This window comes from Saccharopolyspora sp. NPDC049357, assembly GCF_040677225.1.
Lineage (GTDB): Bacteria > Actinomycetota > Actinomycetes > Mycobacteriales > Pseudonocardiaceae > Saccharopolyspora.
Genome location: NZ_JBFAQJ010000011.1, coordinates 112809 through 128563, shown reverse-complemented (window position 1 = coordinate 128563; position 15755 = coordinate 112809). Strand labels below are relative to the sequence as shown.

Here is a 15755-nt window from a genome sequence, read left to right as displayed (position 1 = left end):
TGGGGGCCCTCTACTCGTGTGGTCCGGTGGCGGACAGTACCGACCGCCCGTTGCGATCGCGGTTGCCTTGCGTAAACCAACCACGACAGGGTGATCATATTTTCCGGACCTGAGCGGCTTCCGCCGGGTAGATGATCAACGGCATCGCAGGTGAGCGGTGGGGTCGACGCCTCGTCGACCCCACCTAGCGTCACCTAGTGACCTGAATAACACTCAAATGGCGCAGTCAGGCCCTCAAACAGCGGTGACGCCGAGCTGCACCTGACCCACTCGCCCATACGTCGTAGTGCGTTGCCGCGCAGTGCGTCCCGCGCGGGCGGCCAGCTCGTGCAGCTCCTCCGCGCTGCGCTCCGAACCGTGCTCCGATCCGGCCATCCGGCTGATCGTCTCCTCCATCAGCGTGCCGCCGACGTCGTTGGCACCGCCGTGGAGCACCTCGGTGGTTCCGGCGTCGCCGAGCTTGACCCACGAGGTCTGCACGTTGTCGATCCGCCCGTGCAGCAGGACCCGGGCCATCGCGTGCACCGCCCGGTTGTCCCGCCGCGTCGGCCCCGGCCGGGCCAGGCCCGCGAGGTAGATCGGGGCGTTGCGGTGCACGAACGGCAGCGGCACGAACTCGGTGAACCCGGCCTGGCCGTGCTCGCGCGCCCGGTCCTGCACCCCCGCCAGCGTGCGGAAGTGCCCCAGCCAGTGCTCCGGGTGGTCGACGTGGCCGTACATCATCGTCGACGAGGACGGGATGCCCAGCCGGTGCGCCGTGCTGACCACCTCGATCCACTCCGCAGCGGGCAGCTTGCCCTTGGTCAGCACCCAGCGGACCTCGTCGTCGAGGATCTCGGCCGCCGTGCCCGGGATGCTGCCCAGACCGGCCTCCTTGAGCTCGGCCAGCCAGTCCTGCACCGTCACGCCCGCCTTCGCCGAAGCGCTGACGATCTCCATCGGGCTGAACGCGTGGACGTGCATCTCGGGCACCCGCTGCCGCACCGCGCGCACCAGGTCGGCGTAGCCCGACACCGGCAGCCTCGGGTCGATGCCGCCCTGCACGCAGACCTCCGTGGCCCCGGCGCGCCACGCCTCATCGGCGCGGTCGGCGACGTCCTCCGGCGAGAGCCGGTAGGCGTCCGCGTCCCGCTCGCGCTGGGCGAAGGCGCAGAACCGGCAGCCGACGTAGCAGATGTTGGAGAAGTTGATGTTGCGGTTGATCACGTAGGTGATGTCGTCTCCGACGACCTCGCGCCGCAGCCGGTCGGCGATGCCGGCGAGCTCGTCCATCGCCGGCCCCTCGCAGGTCATCAACGCCATCGCGGCCTCGTGGTGCTGCTCCTCCAGCAACGATGCCGGGTCCGACTCGGCCAGCCGCAGCCCCTTCTTGACGTCGGCGTCCAGCCGTTCCGGGGAGGCCGCCGTCGGGACCTGGCCGCGCAGCTCGTCCCAGTCGCCGTAGACGGTGTCGAAGTCGGTGCGCCGGTCCTCCGTGCGGCCGTCGGTGTCGATGCTGCGGTGCAGGTCGGTGCGGCCGATCGACTCGAAACCGCCGTCCGGTTCCTGCCACTCGCGACCCGCGATCTCGGCATCGGGATCGGCGAAGCCGTCGGAGTCCGAGAGCGCGTCGACGTGCGAGGCGACCCGCAGGTCCAGCCATTGCGTCGAGTCCCCGGCCAGGCCCTTGCGCACGTAGCGCGGGTAGGCGGTGAGCCGCTCGCGCAGCTGGAAACCGGCCTTGCCGGTGAGCGCGGTGAGCTCGTCGACATGCGGCCACGGGCGTTCCGGGTTGACGTGATCCGGGGTCACCGGCGACACGCCGCCCCAGTCGTCGATACCGGCGCGCAGCATCAGCAGGTGCTCCTCGCCCACCAGGTTCGGCGGCGCCTGCACGCTCACGCCCGAGGGCATCAGCAGCCGGGCGACGGCGATGGTGGCGGCCAGTTCTTCCAGGTCGGCGTCCGGCATGCCGCGCATCGCGGTGTCCGGCTTGGCCCGGAAGTTCTGAACGATGATCTCCTGGATGTGCCCGTACTGACGGGCGCTCTGCCGCAGCTCCAGCAGCGATTCGGCCCGCTCGGTGCGGGTTTCGCCGATGCCGATCAGAATTCCGCTGGTGAAGGGCACCGCGACGCGCCCGGCGTCGGTGAGGACCCGCTTGCGGACGGCCGGTTCCTTGTCCGGGCTGCCGAAGTGCGGGCCGCCCTTCTCGCTCCAGAGCCGCTCCGAGGTCGTCTCCAGCATCATGCCCATGCTGGCCGCGACCGGCTTGAGCCTGGTCAGCTCCGACCAGGACAGCACTCCCGGGTTCAGGTGCGGCAACAGGCCGGTCTCCTCCAGCACCGCGATCGCGCAGGAGCGGACGTAGTCCACCGTGGAGGAGTAGCCCCGCGCTTCCAGCCACTCGCGGGCGGCCGACCAGCGCTCCTCCGGGCGGTCCCCCAACGTGAACAGGGCTTCCTTGCAGCCCGCGGCGGCGCCCTGGCGGGCGATCTCCAGGACCTCGTCGCGTTCCAGGAACGCCGATTCCACCTTGTGCGGAACCGTGGCGAAAGTGCAGTAGTGGCAACGGTCCCGGCACAACCTGGTCAGCGGGATGAACACGTTGCGGCTGTAGGTGACGACGCCCGGGTGCCCCTCGGCGACCAGGTGCGCATCGCGCGCCTTACCGGCCGCCGTCAGGAGTTTGTCCAGGTCATCGCCGCGCGCGTGCAGCAGAACCGCGGCTTCGGTGGCGTCGAGCGAGACGCCGTCGGTGGCGCGGCGCAGCGCACGTCGCATCGCCGATGAGCTCGGGGTCTGTTCCGGCGGGGTGATGTTCAAATCTGCAACCGACACCTGACGACTCTAAGTCGGCTCGAAGTCGTTGCCCAGCCGTCATCTGCGTGCGCAGTCCCTCACTTTCGGCTACCGAATTACTCCGTTGAGCCCTGACGCCTATCCCCGAATCAGGCGCAAAATCCGGACGAATATCACTGGGTGAACCATTCTTCGTCTCCAAGGAGGGACAAGTTGTCACGCAGAAGTAGGAGAGGCCGTTCGCTGCGGATCGCAGGCTCGGCTCTCGCGCTGACCCTGCTGTTACCCGCCGGGCTGCTCGGCTCCGCGCCAGAAGCGCCCGCCGCCCCGGCGGTTCCCGCGCACTTCGTGGTCGTCGGCCCCGTCGGTGACGGACTCGCGCAGACCGAGGAATCGGTGCGCGCCGTCGGCGGTGCGGTCGTGCAGAGCTGGCCGCAGATCGGCGTGGTCGTCGCGTCCTCGCCGGATCCGGCCTTCGCCGCGTCCGTCCGGCAGCAGCCGGGCGTCGAGCAGGCCGGAGCGAGCCGCAACCTCGCCGAGCAGCTGCCGCCCGCGCAGTCGACCCGGCTGGAAACCCTGGAAGGCACCGCGAACGGCATCGGCACCTTCGCCGCCGACGGCGAGGAGCCGCTGGAAGCCGACCAGTGGGACCTGCCGCAGATCAAGGCCGACCAGGCCAACGCGATCTCGCAGGGCAGCAAGGACACCACCGTCGGCGTGCTGGACTACGGCATCGACCCCACGCACCCCGACCTGGCGCCGAACCTCGACGTCTCCCGGTCGGTGAGCTGCGTCAACGAAGGCGTGCCGGACCAGAGCCAGGAGGCGTGGCAGCCGCAGGACCCGACGCAGGACCACGGCACGCACGTCTCGGGCACCATCGCCGCCGCGCGCAACGGCGTCGGCGTCGCCGGAGTGGCCCCGAACGTCACGCTCGCCTCGGTCCGCGTGATCGACGACGGCGGGTTCATCTACCCCGAGTACGCGATCTGCGGGTTCATCTGGGCCGCCGAGCACGGCTTCGACGTCACCAACAACTCCTACTTCGTCGACCCCTGGTACCTGTGGTGCGACAGCGACCCGGACCAGAGGGCCGCCGCCGAGGCGGTCCGCCGCGCGGTCGCCTACGCCGAGGGCCACGACGTGGTCAACGTCGTCTCCGCGGGCAACAGCAACTGGGACCTGTCGCAGCCGATCCACGACACCAACAGCCCGAACAACGGCGGCCCGACCCAGGACCGCCACACCGGGCCGGACTGCCACATCCTCCCGGGCGAGCTGCCGGGCGTCGTGTCGGTGTCGGCCGTGGGCGTCAACGCCGTGAAGTCGTACTACTCCAACTACGGCCTCGGCTCGATCTCGGTGACCGCACCCGGGGGTGACGCGCGGCAGATCCCGCAGACCCCGTCGGCCAACGGCCGCATCCTCTCCAGCGTCCCCGGCGGTGGCTGGGGCTGGATGCAGGGCACCTCCATGGCGGGCCCGCACGCCGCGGGTGTCGCCGCTCTGCTGCGCAGCACCCACCCGGAGTGGACCGCGCAGCAGGTCATCGGCGCGTTGAACAACCAGTCCGACGCGCTGCCGTGCCCGAAGGACTACGACGGGGACGGCGACGGCGTCGTCGACGCGGTCTGCACCGGCGGCTCCACCGGAGCCGGCTTCTACGGCGCGGGCCTGATCGACGCCCTCGACGCGGTCACGAAGTAGTCCCCGGACCCGCCCTGTCGGTCGGCCACGTCCCCGGCAGGGCGGGACCCCACCCCGCCGCACCTCGGATGACCCGATTTCAGTGGAAATCCGGATTCGGATTTCCACTGAAATCGGATCGTTCACTCGACGAGGCGACTCAAGGGCTGGCTCTTCGACCAGGTCGTCGACGGGATCGACCTCGTCGGCTCCGGTTGCCCGGTTCTCCTGGCGGCAGGACGCTTCGGGGGTGGGAGATTCGGAGAGTTTCGTGATCGTCGGCGCCGGCATGGCCGGGGCCAAGGGCGCCGAGGCGCTGCGCGACCAGGGGTTCGACGGGCGGATCACGCTGCTGGGCGATGAAGCGCACCGGCCCTACGAGCGGCCGCCGCTGTCCAAGGAGTACCTGATGGGCAGCGCCGAGTTCGACACCGCTTACGTGCACCCCGAGACCTGGTACGCCGACAACCGCGTCGACCTGCGCCTGAACACCTCCGCGCGGCGCATCGACCGCTCGCTGCGCCAGGTCGAGCTCGCCGACGGGACCAGGCTGGAGTTCGACAAGCTGATGCTGGCCACCGGAGCCCGTCCCCGCTCGATCCCCGTGCCCGGCCACGACGCCGAAGGCGTGCTTCACCTGCGCAGGGTGGGCGACTCCGACCGCATCAAGGAGGCCCTGGCCAACATCGAGGACCTGGTGGTGGTCGGCGCGGGCTGGATCGGGCTGGAGGTCGCCGCTGCCGCCCGCCAGGCCGGTGTCGGCGTGACGGTGGTCGAGACCGCCGAACTGCCGCTGCTGCGAGTCCTCGGCCGCGAGGTCGCGGAGGTCTTCGCCGCCATGCACCGCGAGCGCGGCGTGTCCTTCCGCTTCACCACCGCGGTCGACGAGATCCTCGCGCCGTCGGGGAAGGTCACCGGGGTGCGGCTGACAGACGGGCTGGAGATCGACGCCCAAGCGGTGCTGATCGCGGTCGGCGTCGACCCGGACGTGGAACTGGCCGCCGAGGCGAAGCTGCGGGTCTCCAACGGCGTCCTCGTCGACGCCACGCTGCGGACCGGTGACCCGAACATCGTCGCCGCGGGCGACGTCGCCAACGCGTTCCACCCGCTGCTGGGCAGGCAGATCCGCGTCGAGCACTGGAACAACGCCCTCAACCAGCCCGCCGTCGCCGCATCGTCGATGCTCGGCGGCGACACCAGCTACTCCGAGCTGCCGTACTTCTTCACCGACCAGTACGACCTGGGCATGGAGTACCTCGGGCACGTCGAACCGGGCGACTACGACGAGGTTCTGTTCCGGGGTGATGTCGCGACCCGCGAGTTCATCGCCTTCTGGCTCTCCGAGGGCCGGGTGCTCGCGGGCATGAACGTCAACATCTGGGACGTCACCGAGCCGATCAAAACCCTCATCACCTCCGGCACCACCATCGACCGCCACGCGCTCGGCGATCCCAGCGTTCCGCTCAACGAGCACATCGCTCGCTGAGTCCGGGAGCACGTCCGGTCATGGCGACGATCCGGTCCAGCAGCGGCGCGTCGTCGGCGACGTCGACCGGGGGTCCCCACAGCTCCGGCAGCGGTGCGCTGGGGACGAACACCCGCACGTGCGCCCAGCAGACCCGCAAGGTGTCCTCGGGCAGGTGAAACCGCGCTCCGGTGGCCTGCGCCAGGTCCCAGCCGTGGACGACCACCTCGGTGAGCGCGATGCGGCCCCAGACCTCGTTGCGCAACGGGACCCCGCGCACTTCGGTCTCGCCTCGCCAGGCGGCCGGAGCGGACCACGCGTCGGCCAGCTCCAGCACGTGCGAGCGGGCGTCGCCGGGGCCCGGTCTCGCCGAGGCCAGCGCGGTGAAACCCTGCGCCGCCTCGTCGACGTGCGCGATGAGGCCGCGGACCGCGTACTCGGAGCACGGGGTCGGCAGGTCCAGCTGGTCGTCGGTCACGGCGCCCAGCAGCTCGACCAGCCGGCGGCAGGCGGGTGTCAGATCGATCAACGCAGACCTCCTCGAAAGGCTTCTCGGAGAGGTAGACGGAAAAGAGCCGCCGAACTCATCGCCGCGCCGCTACAGTCACCGAGGACCACGAGGGGGCCGAAATGCGAAGAATGACCTACATGATCGCGTCGACGATCGATGGCCGCATCACCGGCCCGGACAACGACAACCCCGACTTCTTCCTGCACGAGGGCGACCACGGCGATTTCCTGCGCGCCGAATTCCCGGAACTGCTGCCCTCGCACGTCCGACCGATGTTCGGTCTCGACGACGTCCCCAACAAGCACTTCGACACGGTGTTGCAGGGGCGCGGCAGCTGGGAGATCGGAATGCGGGAGGGCATCACCAACGCCTACCGACACCTGCGCAGCATCGTGTTCTCGCGCAGCATCACCGAAACCCCGGACCCGACGGTGGAATTCGTCTCCACCGATCCGCTGGAGAAGGTGCGCGAGCTCAAGCGCGAGCAGGGTGCGGGCATCTGGCTGTGCGGCGGCGGGAAGCTCGCGGCGGCGTTGCGGCCCGAGATCGACGAGCTGATCGTCAAGCTGCACCCGGTCGTGGCGGGCGCGGGAATCCCGATGTTCGACGGCGAGTTCTCCCCATCGCAATTCGAACTGGCCGACGCGAAACCCTTCAACAGCGGCGTCGTGCACCTCGCCTATCGCCGCTGCTGAACGAAACTCGACCGCGTGCCGTCAGGCTTCCAACAACTTCCTCAACACGTCGGAAAGAGGAGGCAGCCTGTCAGTGAGCACTTGCCACACCAAGGCGTCATCGACGGTGGCGTACCCGTGGATGAGAATGTTCCGGAAAGCCACGATTCGAGGTAGGTCAGGGATCTTCTCGGCGAGTTCTCGATCGGCTTTCGACAACTGGTTCAGAGCTTCACCGATGATCTCGAACTGCCGCTCGACAGCCTACCGAACCATGGCTTGCGCCTGGTACGACGCGAAGTCTTCACCCTTGGTGAACTCGCCGACCAGTTCTGCCGCCTGGAGCGCCTCCCAGAGGTACGTACGAACGTCACGCTGCATAGAGGAGTTCCCTGGTGTCCAGGACCTGCTGTTTGAAGTAGGGGTTTCGAATGCTCGTAGCGCTGACGAGATCGACCGGACGCCCGAGGATTCTTTCCAACCCCTCTTTCAGATCGAAGTAAGTGCTGAAGTAGTCAAACCCAGGACCAACCGCGAAGTCGACCAGAACGTCGACATCACTGCTGTCGACGTCGAACGCCGTTCCCACCGCCGAACCGAAGAGGTCGAGGCGACGCACTGAGAGCATCCGGCAAAGCGCTTCGATCTCATCGCGCTTCGCCTCGACGAACTCGTGCATGGTCGACACCTCCCCGGCTCATTGTGCCTGATCACGGAGTCCACGTCACCTCACCACACCCCTCACAGAGGTCCGCAACCTACTTCGATCCAGCAGATCCCTTCCGGCAAGCCGAGCAGAATCGTTGCGATCCAGACCTCGTTCCGGCTAGCTTTTTGCTCGTGATCACCGGGACGGCGATGCGCCACGCACGGATTGGCTACCCGGTGGAGAGCTGACCTCTCCGCGGGCCGCGCGCCCATCCCCCTCTCGTTCGGGAGGGGGTGATCTTCTCCCACCCGTCTCTCATGACGGCGGACGAGCGCGCCGACACCGCTTCAGCCCGCGCTCCTCCACGACGACTTGACCGTCCACTGAGGAGAGATCTGTGAGCGTCACGTTCAACCACACCATCATCGCCGCGAAAGACCGCGAGGAATCCGCGCGGTTCTACCGGGAGCTCTTCGAGGTTCCGGAAGCCCCGTCGTGGGGCGTGTTCACCAACGTCCAGCTCGACGGAGGCGTGCTGCTGCAATTCGCCGAACCGCCGGTGGAGATCCAGATGCAGCACTACGCCTTCCTGGTCGACGACGGCCTCTTCGACCGCGCCTACGCGCGGATCCAGGAGCGCGACATCGACCACTGGGCCGATCCGCACGGCGCCGAACCGGGTCGGATCAACCACAACCACGGAGGTCGCGGCGTCTACTTCAAAGACCCGGCCGGCCACGGCCTGGAAATGATCACGACGCCGTACCTGTGAATTCGAGCGGGCGCGAATTCATCGCGAATTCGCGCCCTCCGGTCGAACGCCCTCATGCGAAGCGAGCGAAACCGGTCGTGCGTTCGGTGATGGTGAGCGGCGTCCCGGATTCGGCCATCGGGCGAAGACCGTCGCGAACCGCTTGGTCCGGATTTCCGTGGACGTCGAAGCGCTCCACCTCGCAGTGCTCCATCACGCCGCGGATGTAGGGGTCGGAGAGCCGCCAGTGCTCCCGGATCGCATCGGAGTCGCGGTAGAGCTGGTAGCTGTAGGCCAGCATCCGCTCCTCGTCGATGAACACGTCCACCATCAGCTGCGGACCACGCTCCTCGACGAACTCCACCGCCTTGCGCACCGCGGCCTTGAACTCGTCGAGATGCCCATCGGTGATCCGCATCGTGTTCCGGAAGAGGATCGGACCTTCATCGGAATTCAACATGCCACGAGTGTTCAACCTCGACCAAACTCGAAGTCAACCCCGCGCAGGCACGTGGTCGGCTGGACCAGGCGAGGCGCCAGCGGTTCGAGACCCGCATGGTCCAACTGGTGTTGCGAGCAGCGCTCAGAAGTCGAACACCGCTGTCACGGGAGCGTGGTCCGACCAGCGCTTGTCGTAGCTCGGGGCCTTCTCGACGTAGGCCTTCGTGCAACGACTCGCCAGGCCGGGGGAGCTGACGACGTAGTCGATCCTCCACCCCGAGTCGTTGTCGAAGGCTTTGCCTCGGTAGGACCACCACGAGTAGGGGCCGGGGCCTTCGGGGTGGAGGTCGCGGACGACGTCGGTGTAGCCGGACTCGAAGACCTCGGTCAGCCACGCCCGCTCCTCCGGGAGGAAACCCGCGGACTTCTGGTTGGCCTTCCAGTTCTTCAGGTCGACCTCGCGGTGGGCGATGTTCCAGTCGCCGCAAACCACGACCTCGCGACCGGCGGAGGCGGCGCGCTCGCGGAGTCCGGCGAGGTGTTCGCCGAACTCCTTCATGAAGCGCTCCTTCTCGTCCTGGCGCGGGGTGCCGACCTCACCGCTGGGCAGGTAGAGGCTGGCGATCGTGACGCCCGGGAGGTCGATCTCCAGGTAGCGACCGCTGTCGTCGAACTCGGCCGAGCCGAAGCCGATGCGGACGGCCTCCGGTTCGGTGCGGCTGTAGATCGCCACTCCCGCGCGGCCCTTGGCCGAGCTCGGGGCGAGCGCCGTGTACCAGCCGGCGGGTTCGCGCACCTCCGCGGTGAGCTGGTCGGGCTCGGCGCGGGTCTCCTGCATGCAGATCACGTCCGCACCGGTATCAGCGAGCCACTCGACGAATCCCTTCTTCGCGGCGGCGCGCAAACCATTTACATTCACCGTTGACAAAGTCAGCACAACGACGAGCCTATCGAGTGCTTTTCAGCAGATGGACCGCCCCGCACGGGTGATTTCCACCGCTGTTCGACCCCGCCGACGGATTTCGAGCGGATTTCAACGCTCCGCTATCCGCTGATTTCACCCCGTTGACCTGCGCAAGATCGTCCGAACCGGGGAAGCCACTAGACCTGCGGCGGTATTCCACTACTATCGCCTCCCGTAACGTTCAACCACTTCGTGTCGACAGTGGGACGTAGAACGCCCTAAAACCCCCTGCAGGAGGTCTCGCGTGGCCCCGGACAGCGCCACGGGAAGCGGCCCCACGGCCCGCCGTCTCGTGTTGGGCAGCCAGCTGCGCAGGTTGCGCGAGTCCAAGCAGATTTCCCGCGAGGACGCCGGGTACGCCATCCGCGGTTCGGGATCGAAGATCAGCCGCCTGGAGCTCGGGCGCGTGGGCTTCAAGGAACGCGACGTCGCCGACCTGCTGAGCCTGTACGGAGTGGCCGACCAGTCCGAGCGCGAGTCCTTTTTGGACCTGGTGCGCCGGTCCAACGAGCCGGGCTGGTGGAACCGCTACAACGACCTGATCGCGCCGTGGTTCCAGGACTTCGTCGGCCTGGAGGAGTCCGCCTCCCGGATCCAGACCTACGAGCTCCAGTTCGTCCCGGGCCTGCTGCAGACCGAGCGCTACGCGCGAGCCGTCGCCACCCAGGGACGCCCCGAGGCCGAGGACGAAGAGGTCGACCGCCGGGTCCGGCTGCGCATGCAGCGGCAGCGGATGTTCGCCCAGCCCAAGTCGCCGCGCGTGTGGGCAGTGATCGACGAGGCGGTGCTGCACCGCCCCATCGGCGGCAAGAGCGTCATGCGGGAGCAGATCGAATCGCTCCTGGACTCCACGAAGCTGCCCACGGTCACCTTGCAGGTGCTGCCCTTCTCACTCGGGCGCTCGGCCGCCGAAGGCGCCTACACGATCTTGCGGTTCGCCGAACCGGAGATCCCGGACATCGTCTACCTCGAACACCTCTGCGGCGCGTTGTACCTGGACAAACCCGAGGAAGTCGAGACCTACAGCAAGGCCAGCCACCGGCTCGCGGTCGACGCGCTGACCCCGGAAGGGTCCCGCAAGCTGATGCAGGACCGGCTCCGGGAATTCTGAGCCCGACCGGGAATTTCACAGCTTTTCGCCCGTTCGGGCGATCAAGGACGACTGTTCGCCGCGGGAGCGGCACCGAGTGCCGTCACAGCCTTACACCCGACGGTGTGATCACGCTCTCAGCGCCCTGCACGTGCATTCAATCGTGCATCTGCACCTGATACCTTCGACTGCACGATCAACTGCACGTGCAGATGATCCGTGCAAGATGAGAGTCGGGGAAGGGTGGGGTTCGGATGACGAACATCCAGAACGGCATGCCCGCGAAGCAGCTTCCCAACGCTGACTGGCGCAAGAGCCGGCACAGCGGAGCGGTGGGTAACTGCGTGGAGCTGGCACCGTTGGTCGACGGTGGGGTTGCTGTCAGAAACTCGCGCTACCCGGAGGGCCCGGCACTGGTCTACAGCAGGGACGAGATCGCAGCGTTCCTCAACGGAGCAAAGGACGGCGAGTTCGACGATCTGATCGTCTGAACTGGTCACCACATGGTCTGAGCCCCTACGACGAACAACGGTGGCGCCATGAACGACATAACCAACGGCCTGCAAGCCCTGGTCGCCCGCGACTTCCAGTTCACGCATCCCCGTGATTCCAGCGGAAGCCTGGTCGCCGTGGTCGGAATCCGCGTGCACCACGGGGTTTTCGACATCCTGCAGCTCTTCGGCGAGAACGACGCCGACGCGGCGCGCATCCCCGCGGACGAGCCCGACGTCCTGTTCCCGAGCCGAGTGCTGTGGCGAACCAACGGACCCGCCCTGGACGTCATCAACGAGCTGCTGCACATGCCGGAACCGCTGCTGGAAACCGGCGCGGAAGGCAGCGGCTGCTGGATCCCCACGCACGCCGGCCGCTCCAAGTGGCTCGCCGTCACGGCCTGAACCAGGTTCGCAGCCGGGCCTGATTCGTGGTGGGCGCGTCCCACCCCGGGCCTGACCCTGCTGTTGAAACCCCCGTCCGAAACCCCGGTGTTCGGCCACCCCCCATGCCGCGCACCGGAGCGGACGCCCCCAAATGGATCGGGTTCCCGCGCACGAGTCCCCCAGCGCGCGGGAGCCCGATCTTTTGGGTTTCGGGCGGGCGTGCTCACTCGTGCGTGGTCGCTACCGGCAGCATTACCGCGAACAAGCGCCAACTCGGTTCAGACGAAGCCACCGCTGCTTTCCTGACGGTTCTCCCCGCGCAGGAGAAAACGGCTGCCCGGCCGGAATTCCGGTGGGGCAGCCACCTTCTCCGTCCGCTCAGATGTCGAGCTTGAACGATTGGGTGTCCGTGGCGTTGTGAACGGGTTTGGTGGAATTGCTGGTGACCTGTTCTCGTTCGATGAGCTGCAGTGCGCCGTTCTTGGCCGGGGGTTGCTGGATCGCCACGACCAGTCGCGGCGTGGACTTCGGGCTGATGACGACGGTGCCGTCGTTGCGGCGGTTGATCGTCCAGACCTGGGCTGCGTTGGCCGGATCGCAGGCGGCGGTGCGCAGCTCACCACCAGTGCGCGCCTCGGCGGTCACGCACTGTCGGTTCTCCTGGCTCTGGATGGTCATCGCGCCGTCGGGGCGCTTGGCGATGACCCACTGATCGGCCGAGCGCGGTTGCGCGGCCGAGTGGGGTTGCACGGTGCGGATCACCGAGTCGGGTCCGTTGACCACCCAGCGGGACTTGTCGGCGACCGTGGTGATCTTGGTGACGAGCACGGAATCGGCCGAGGCCGTCGGCGCGGGCACGACCGACAGGACCGCCATCGCGCCGAGTGCACCCAGCATCCAGCGAGCGCGTCTCATGGTTGTTCCTCCAAGAATGAAGGTGTTTCGGGGAAGGCGAGCCAGTCCGGTTCGCCCGAAATCGATAGATACCAGCGCCCCGGGTGATGTTCGCGGCCAGTAATCACAACGAGCGAAGCCCGGATGATTCGAGGTGTTCCCCGGACCGACACCACCGGTGAGTAGCCTGACGGCCCGGTGTTCCCCAAGAGCTGCGAGGATTTTCGGTGACCGAGTACCAGCACTACGAGTTCCTCGCGGTCGAGCGGCCGTTGAGCGACGACGAGCAGGCCGAGGTGCGGGAGCTGTCCAGCCGGGCGGTCATCAGCGACACGGCCTTCGCCGCCACCTACGAGCAGGACGACTTCCGCGGCGACCCCGACGTGCTGATCGAGTCCTACTACGACGCCCACCTGCACGTGACGAGCTGGGGCACGCACCGGCTGATGATCCGCGTCCCGCGCGGGGACCTCGACGACGCGATCGCCGAGGAGTTCGAGGTCGCCGAGCGCGTTGACGTCTGGAGCTCCGACGACCACGTGGTGCTGGACTTCGTCAGCGAGGACGAGGAGCCCTCCACCCCCACCGGCCACGACGGACTGCTGGCGCGGCTGGCCGGCATCCGCGACGAGATCGCCTCCGGGGACCTGCGTCCGCTGTACCTCGCGTGGCTGGCGGGCTACGGCACGTGGGAGCGCGACGAGTTCGCCTTCGACACCAGCGCCGAGGACGAGCTCGAACCGGTCGTGCCGCCGGGACTCGCGCAGCTCACCGCCGCGCAGACCGCGCTCGCGGAGTTCCTGCGGCTGGACGACGACCTGCTGGCGGTGGCCGCCGAGAACAGCACGCCGCTGCAGGAGCGGCTCGACCCCAGCGCGCTCGGCGCCTGGGTGACCGATCTGCCGTCGGCCGACAAGGACCTGCTGTTGCTGCAGGTCGCGCAGGGTCAGGCGGCCGAGGCGCGGATCGAGATCCTGCGCCGGTTCAACGGCGACACCGCCGCGGGCAGCCGCACCGTGGGCGAACTCCTCGACCAGGCGGCCCAGCGCCGGGCCTGACCCCGCACTCCCTTTTATTGCCACTTCATTGCTACAGCAATCGAAGAGTGATTAACCTCGGAGACGTTGGTCGTGACCGAGGGGGGAACGTGGACGAGGTGCAGCGGATCGGCGACTACGCGTTGCGGCAGGCCAGCCCGGAGGACGTCGAGGGCGCTCGCGCGCTGATGCTCGACACCTTCTACCGGGAGATGTGTTCCGGCTACGTCCCCGCGTGGCACGCCGACGTGATCGACCTCGAACGCACCTACCTGCGCACTCCAGGACAGACGCTGCTCGTCGCCGACTTCGGTGGTGAGGTCGTGGCCACCGCAGGACTGCGGGCCGGTGGCCCGAAGAGCCCGCCGAACCCGCTGTGGCTCGCCGAGCACTACGCGCGCGGCGCCACCGCGCAGCTGGTGCGCACCTACGTCCGCGCGTCGCACCGCAGGCGCGGGCTGGCTCGCGCGCTGGTCGAGAAGTGCTGCGAGTTCGCCGCGGAGTCCGGCTACGACACCGCCTACCTGCACACCAACCCCGAGATCGACGGCGCGGAGCCCTTCTGGCGGAGCCTCGCCAAGGAGGTCCACGACGCGCGCGGCGAAGGCGAAGCGATCGTCCACTTCGAGATCGCCCTGCCGACCTCGCGCGCGTGACCGCCGCTGACACCCGGCGCGGCCGGTGGTCGCTGCTGGCGCGGTGGGCCGTCCTGCCCGGGCTCGCCCGCCTGCTGCTGCTCACGCAGCTGGCCTTCAACATCGGCTTCTACCTGGTGGTGCCGTTCCTGGCCACGCACCTGGCCGAGGACCTGGCGATGGCCGGCTGGGCGATCGGCATCGTGCTCGGCGTGCGCACCTTCAGCCAGCAGGGCATGTTCGCACTCGGCGGCGCGCTGGCCGACCGCTTCGGCGTCCGTCCCGCGGTGCTCGCGGGATGTTCGGTGCGCATCGCCGGGTTCCTGGTGCTGGCCGCGGCAGGTGATTTCGCGACCGTGCTGGTCGGAACCGTGCTGATCGGGCTCGCCGCCGCGCTGTTCTCCCCCGCGGTGGAATCGGCGCTGGCCGTGCAGGGCGCGGAGCTGGAGGAGCGGGGCGTGATCTCCCGCACCGAGCTGTTCGGCCTGTTCGCGGTGTGCGGGGAGGTCGGTGCGGTGACCGGACCGCTGCTCGGAGCGGTCCTGCTCAGCGTCGACTTCGGACTGACCTGCTCGGTCGCGGCCGCGGTCTTCGCGGTCATCCTGGCCGCGCACGCGCGATGGCTGCCGCGCGGACCGCACTCCGAGCGGCGGCCGCTGCTGGCCGGGTGGGCCGACATCTCGCGCAACCGCACGTTCCTGATCTTCGCCGCCGGGTACAGCGCCTACCTGCTCAGCTACAACCAGCTCTACCTGGCGCTGCCGGTGGAGCTGGGCCGGGTGGGAGCGGACTGGGCGCTGGGCTGGATGTTCGCGCTCGCCGCGGTCGTGGTCGTCGTCGGCCAGCTGCCGCTGGCGGCGTGGGCGGGCAACCACTTCGGCGCGCATCGCGCGCTGCCGCTGGGGTTCGGCCTGCTCAGCCTCGCCTTCGCCGTCGTGGCGGTGCTCTCGCCGTGGACGCTGCCCGGCGGGTTGTCACTGCTTCCGGCGGTGCTGTTCGTGGTGCTGCTGACCTTCGGTCAGATGCTGGCGGTTCCCGTGGCCCAGGACCTGGTTCCCCGGTTGGCGGGTGGGCGCAATCTCGGCTCGTACTACGGGTTCCTGTCCTCGGCGGGCGGTTTCGCGGTGCTCGTGGGAAGCGGTGTCGCGGGTGGACTGCTCGATCTGGCGGAGGCTCCGGGCCCCTGGGCGCCGGTGCCGTGGTCCGTGCTGGCGCTGCTGCCCGCTGTGGGTGGTCTCACGCTGCTGATCCTCGCCAGGCGGTACAGGAATGAAAGTCGTTCTCATTAATCTGGGTGCT

The 15755-nt window shown here is 68.3% G+C and carries 16 protein-coding genes and 1 pseudogene; 10 read left to right on the top strand and 7 right to left on the bottom strand.

The annotated features are described in order from the left end of the window. Positions 1-234 precede the first annotated feature (234 nt). Positions 235-2820: a bifunctional FO biosynthesis protein CofGH gene (locus tag AB0J91_RS12230; RefSeq protein ID WP_363867196.1), complete on the bottom strand. Its 2586-nt coding sequence runs from the start codon at positions 2818-2820 to the stop codon at positions 235-237. 174 nt (positions 2821-2994) lie between these two features. On the opposite strand from AB0J91_RS12230, the gene AB0J91_RS12225 reads away from it, so the two are divergent. After that, positions 2995-4488, top strand: a complete 1494-nt coding sequence (locus tag AB0J91_RS12225; protein WP_363867193.1) for a S8 family serine peptidase — start codon at positions 2995-2997, stop codon at positions 4486-4488. 250 nt (positions 4489-4738) lie between these two features. Continuing rightward, positions 4739-5953, top strand: a complete 1215-nt coding sequence (locus tag AB0J91_RS12220) for an FAD-dependent oxidoreductase (protein ID WP_363867190.1) — start codon at positions 4739-4741, stop codon at positions 5951-5953. On the opposite strand, the gene AB0J91_RS12215 is transcribed toward AB0J91_RS12220, so the two are convergent. Beyond that, complete coding sequence (locus AB0J91_RS12215; protein ID WP_363867187.1) at positions 5931-6461, bottom strand: TIGR03086 family metal-binding protein; 531 nt, start codon at positions 6459-6461, stop codon at positions 5931-5933. The two genes, AB0J91_RS12220 and AB0J91_RS12215, sit on opposite strands and share 23 nt — an antisense overlap. Positions 6462-6562: 101 nt before the next feature. Here AB0J91_RS12215 and AB0J91_RS12210 point away from each other — a divergent pair, with 101 nt between their 5' ends. Next, positions 6563-7138: a dihydrofolate reductase family protein gene (locus AB0J91_RS12210; protein WP_363867184.1), complete on the top strand. Its 576-nt coding sequence runs from the start codon at positions 6563-6565 to the stop codon at positions 7136-7138. A 21-nt stretch (positions 7139-7159) separates the two neighbouring features. Here AB0J91_RS12210 and AB0J91_RS12205 read toward each other — a convergent pair. Together AB0J91_RS12205 and AB0J91_RS12200 are read right to left on the bottom strand one after the other, a co-directional pair. Then, positions 7160-7369: pseudogene (locus tag AB0J91_RS12205) on the bottom strand (HepT-like ribonuclease domain-containing protein); the annotation flags it as partial. 118 nt (positions 7370-7487) lie between these two features. Further along, on the bottom strand, positions 7488-7796 hold the full coding sequence (locus AB0J91_RS12200; protein ID WP_363867181.1) for a nucleotidyltransferase domain-containing protein: 309 nt from the start codon (positions 7794-7796) through the stop codon (positions 7488-7490). A 367-nt stretch (positions 7797-8163) separates the two neighbouring features. Between AB0J91_RS12200 and AB0J91_RS12195 the strand changes: the two genes are divergently transcribed. After that, complete coding sequence (locus tag AB0J91_RS12195) at positions 8164-8538, top strand: VOC family protein (RefSeq protein ID WP_363867178.1); 375 nt, start codon at positions 8164-8166, stop codon at positions 8536-8538. Positions 8539-8590: 52 nt separating this feature from the next. On the opposite strand, the gene AB0J91_RS12190 is transcribed toward AB0J91_RS12195, so the two are convergent. Beyond that, entirely contained in the window at positions 8591-8977 is a 387-nt protein-coding gene (locus AB0J91_RS12190; RefSeq protein WP_363867175.1) for a hypothetical protein, read from the bottom strand. Between the two features lie 123 nt (positions 8978-9100). Continuing rightward, entirely contained in the window at positions 9101-9895 is a 795-nt protein-coding gene (locus AB0J91_RS12185) for an exodeoxyribonuclease III (protein ID WP_363867172.1), read from the bottom strand. Between the two features lie 271 nt (positions 9896-10166). Here AB0J91_RS12185 and AB0J91_RS12180 point away from each other — a divergent pair, with 271 nt between their 5' ends. The 3 genes from AB0J91_RS12180 to AB0J91_RS12170 all read left to right on the top strand — a co-directional run bounded on the left by AB0J91_RS12180 (position 10167) and on the right by AB0J91_RS12170 (position 11908). Continuing rightward, the gene (locus tag AB0J91_RS12180) at positions 10167-11033 is read left to right on the top strand and encodes a helix-turn-helix transcriptional regulator (protein ID WP_363867169.1); all 867 of its coding nucleotides are present in this window, start codon (positions 10167-10169) and stop codon (positions 11031-11033) included. Between the two features lie 233 nt (positions 11034-11266). Continuing rightward, on the top strand, positions 11267-11503 hold the full coding sequence (locus tag AB0J91_RS12175; protein ID WP_093413953.1) for a DUF397 domain-containing protein: 237 nt from the start codon (positions 11267-11269) through the stop codon (positions 11501-11503). A 48-nt stretch (positions 11504-11551) separates the two neighbouring features. Then, a complete protein-coding gene (locus tag AB0J91_RS12170; RefSeq protein WP_363789968.1) occupies positions 11552-11908 on the top strand; it encodes a hypothetical protein in 357 nt (118 codons plus the stop codon). A 360-nt stretch (positions 11909-12268) separates the two neighbouring features. Here the strand turns inward: AB0J91_RS12170 and AB0J91_RS12165 are convergent, their stop codons facing one another. After that, positions 12269-12805 carry an RICIN domain-containing protein gene (locus AB0J91_RS12165; protein WP_363867166.1) on the bottom strand — a complete coding sequence of 179 codons (537 nt, stop codon included), beginning with the start codon at positions 12803-12805 and terminating at the stop codon, positions 12269-12271. 206 nt (positions 12806-13011) lie between these two features. Here AB0J91_RS12165 and AB0J91_RS12160 point away from each other — a divergent pair, with 206 nt between their 5' ends. From AB0J91_RS12160 to AB0J91_RS12150, 3 genes are all read left to right on the top strand, one after another. Further along, the gene (locus AB0J91_RS12160) at positions 13012-13842 is read left to right on the top strand and encodes a hypothetical protein (protein WP_363867163.1); all 831 of its coding nucleotides are present in this window, start codon (positions 13012-13014) and stop codon (positions 13840-13842) included. 89 nt (positions 13843-13931) lie between these two features. Then, positions 13932-14477, top strand: a complete 546-nt coding sequence (locus AB0J91_RS12155; RefSeq protein WP_363867160.1) for a GNAT family N-acetyltransferase — start codon at positions 13932-13934, stop codon at positions 14475-14477. Beyond that, positions 14474-15745 (top strand): MFS transporter, encoded by a 1272-nt coding sequence (locus AB0J91_RS12150; protein WP_363867157.1) that lies wholly within the window; start codon positions 14474-14476, stop codon positions 15743-15745. Before AB0J91_RS12155 ends, AB0J91_RS12150 begins: the two co-directional genes overlap by 4 nt. The last annotated feature ends 10 nt before the right edge of the window (positions 15746-15755 follow it).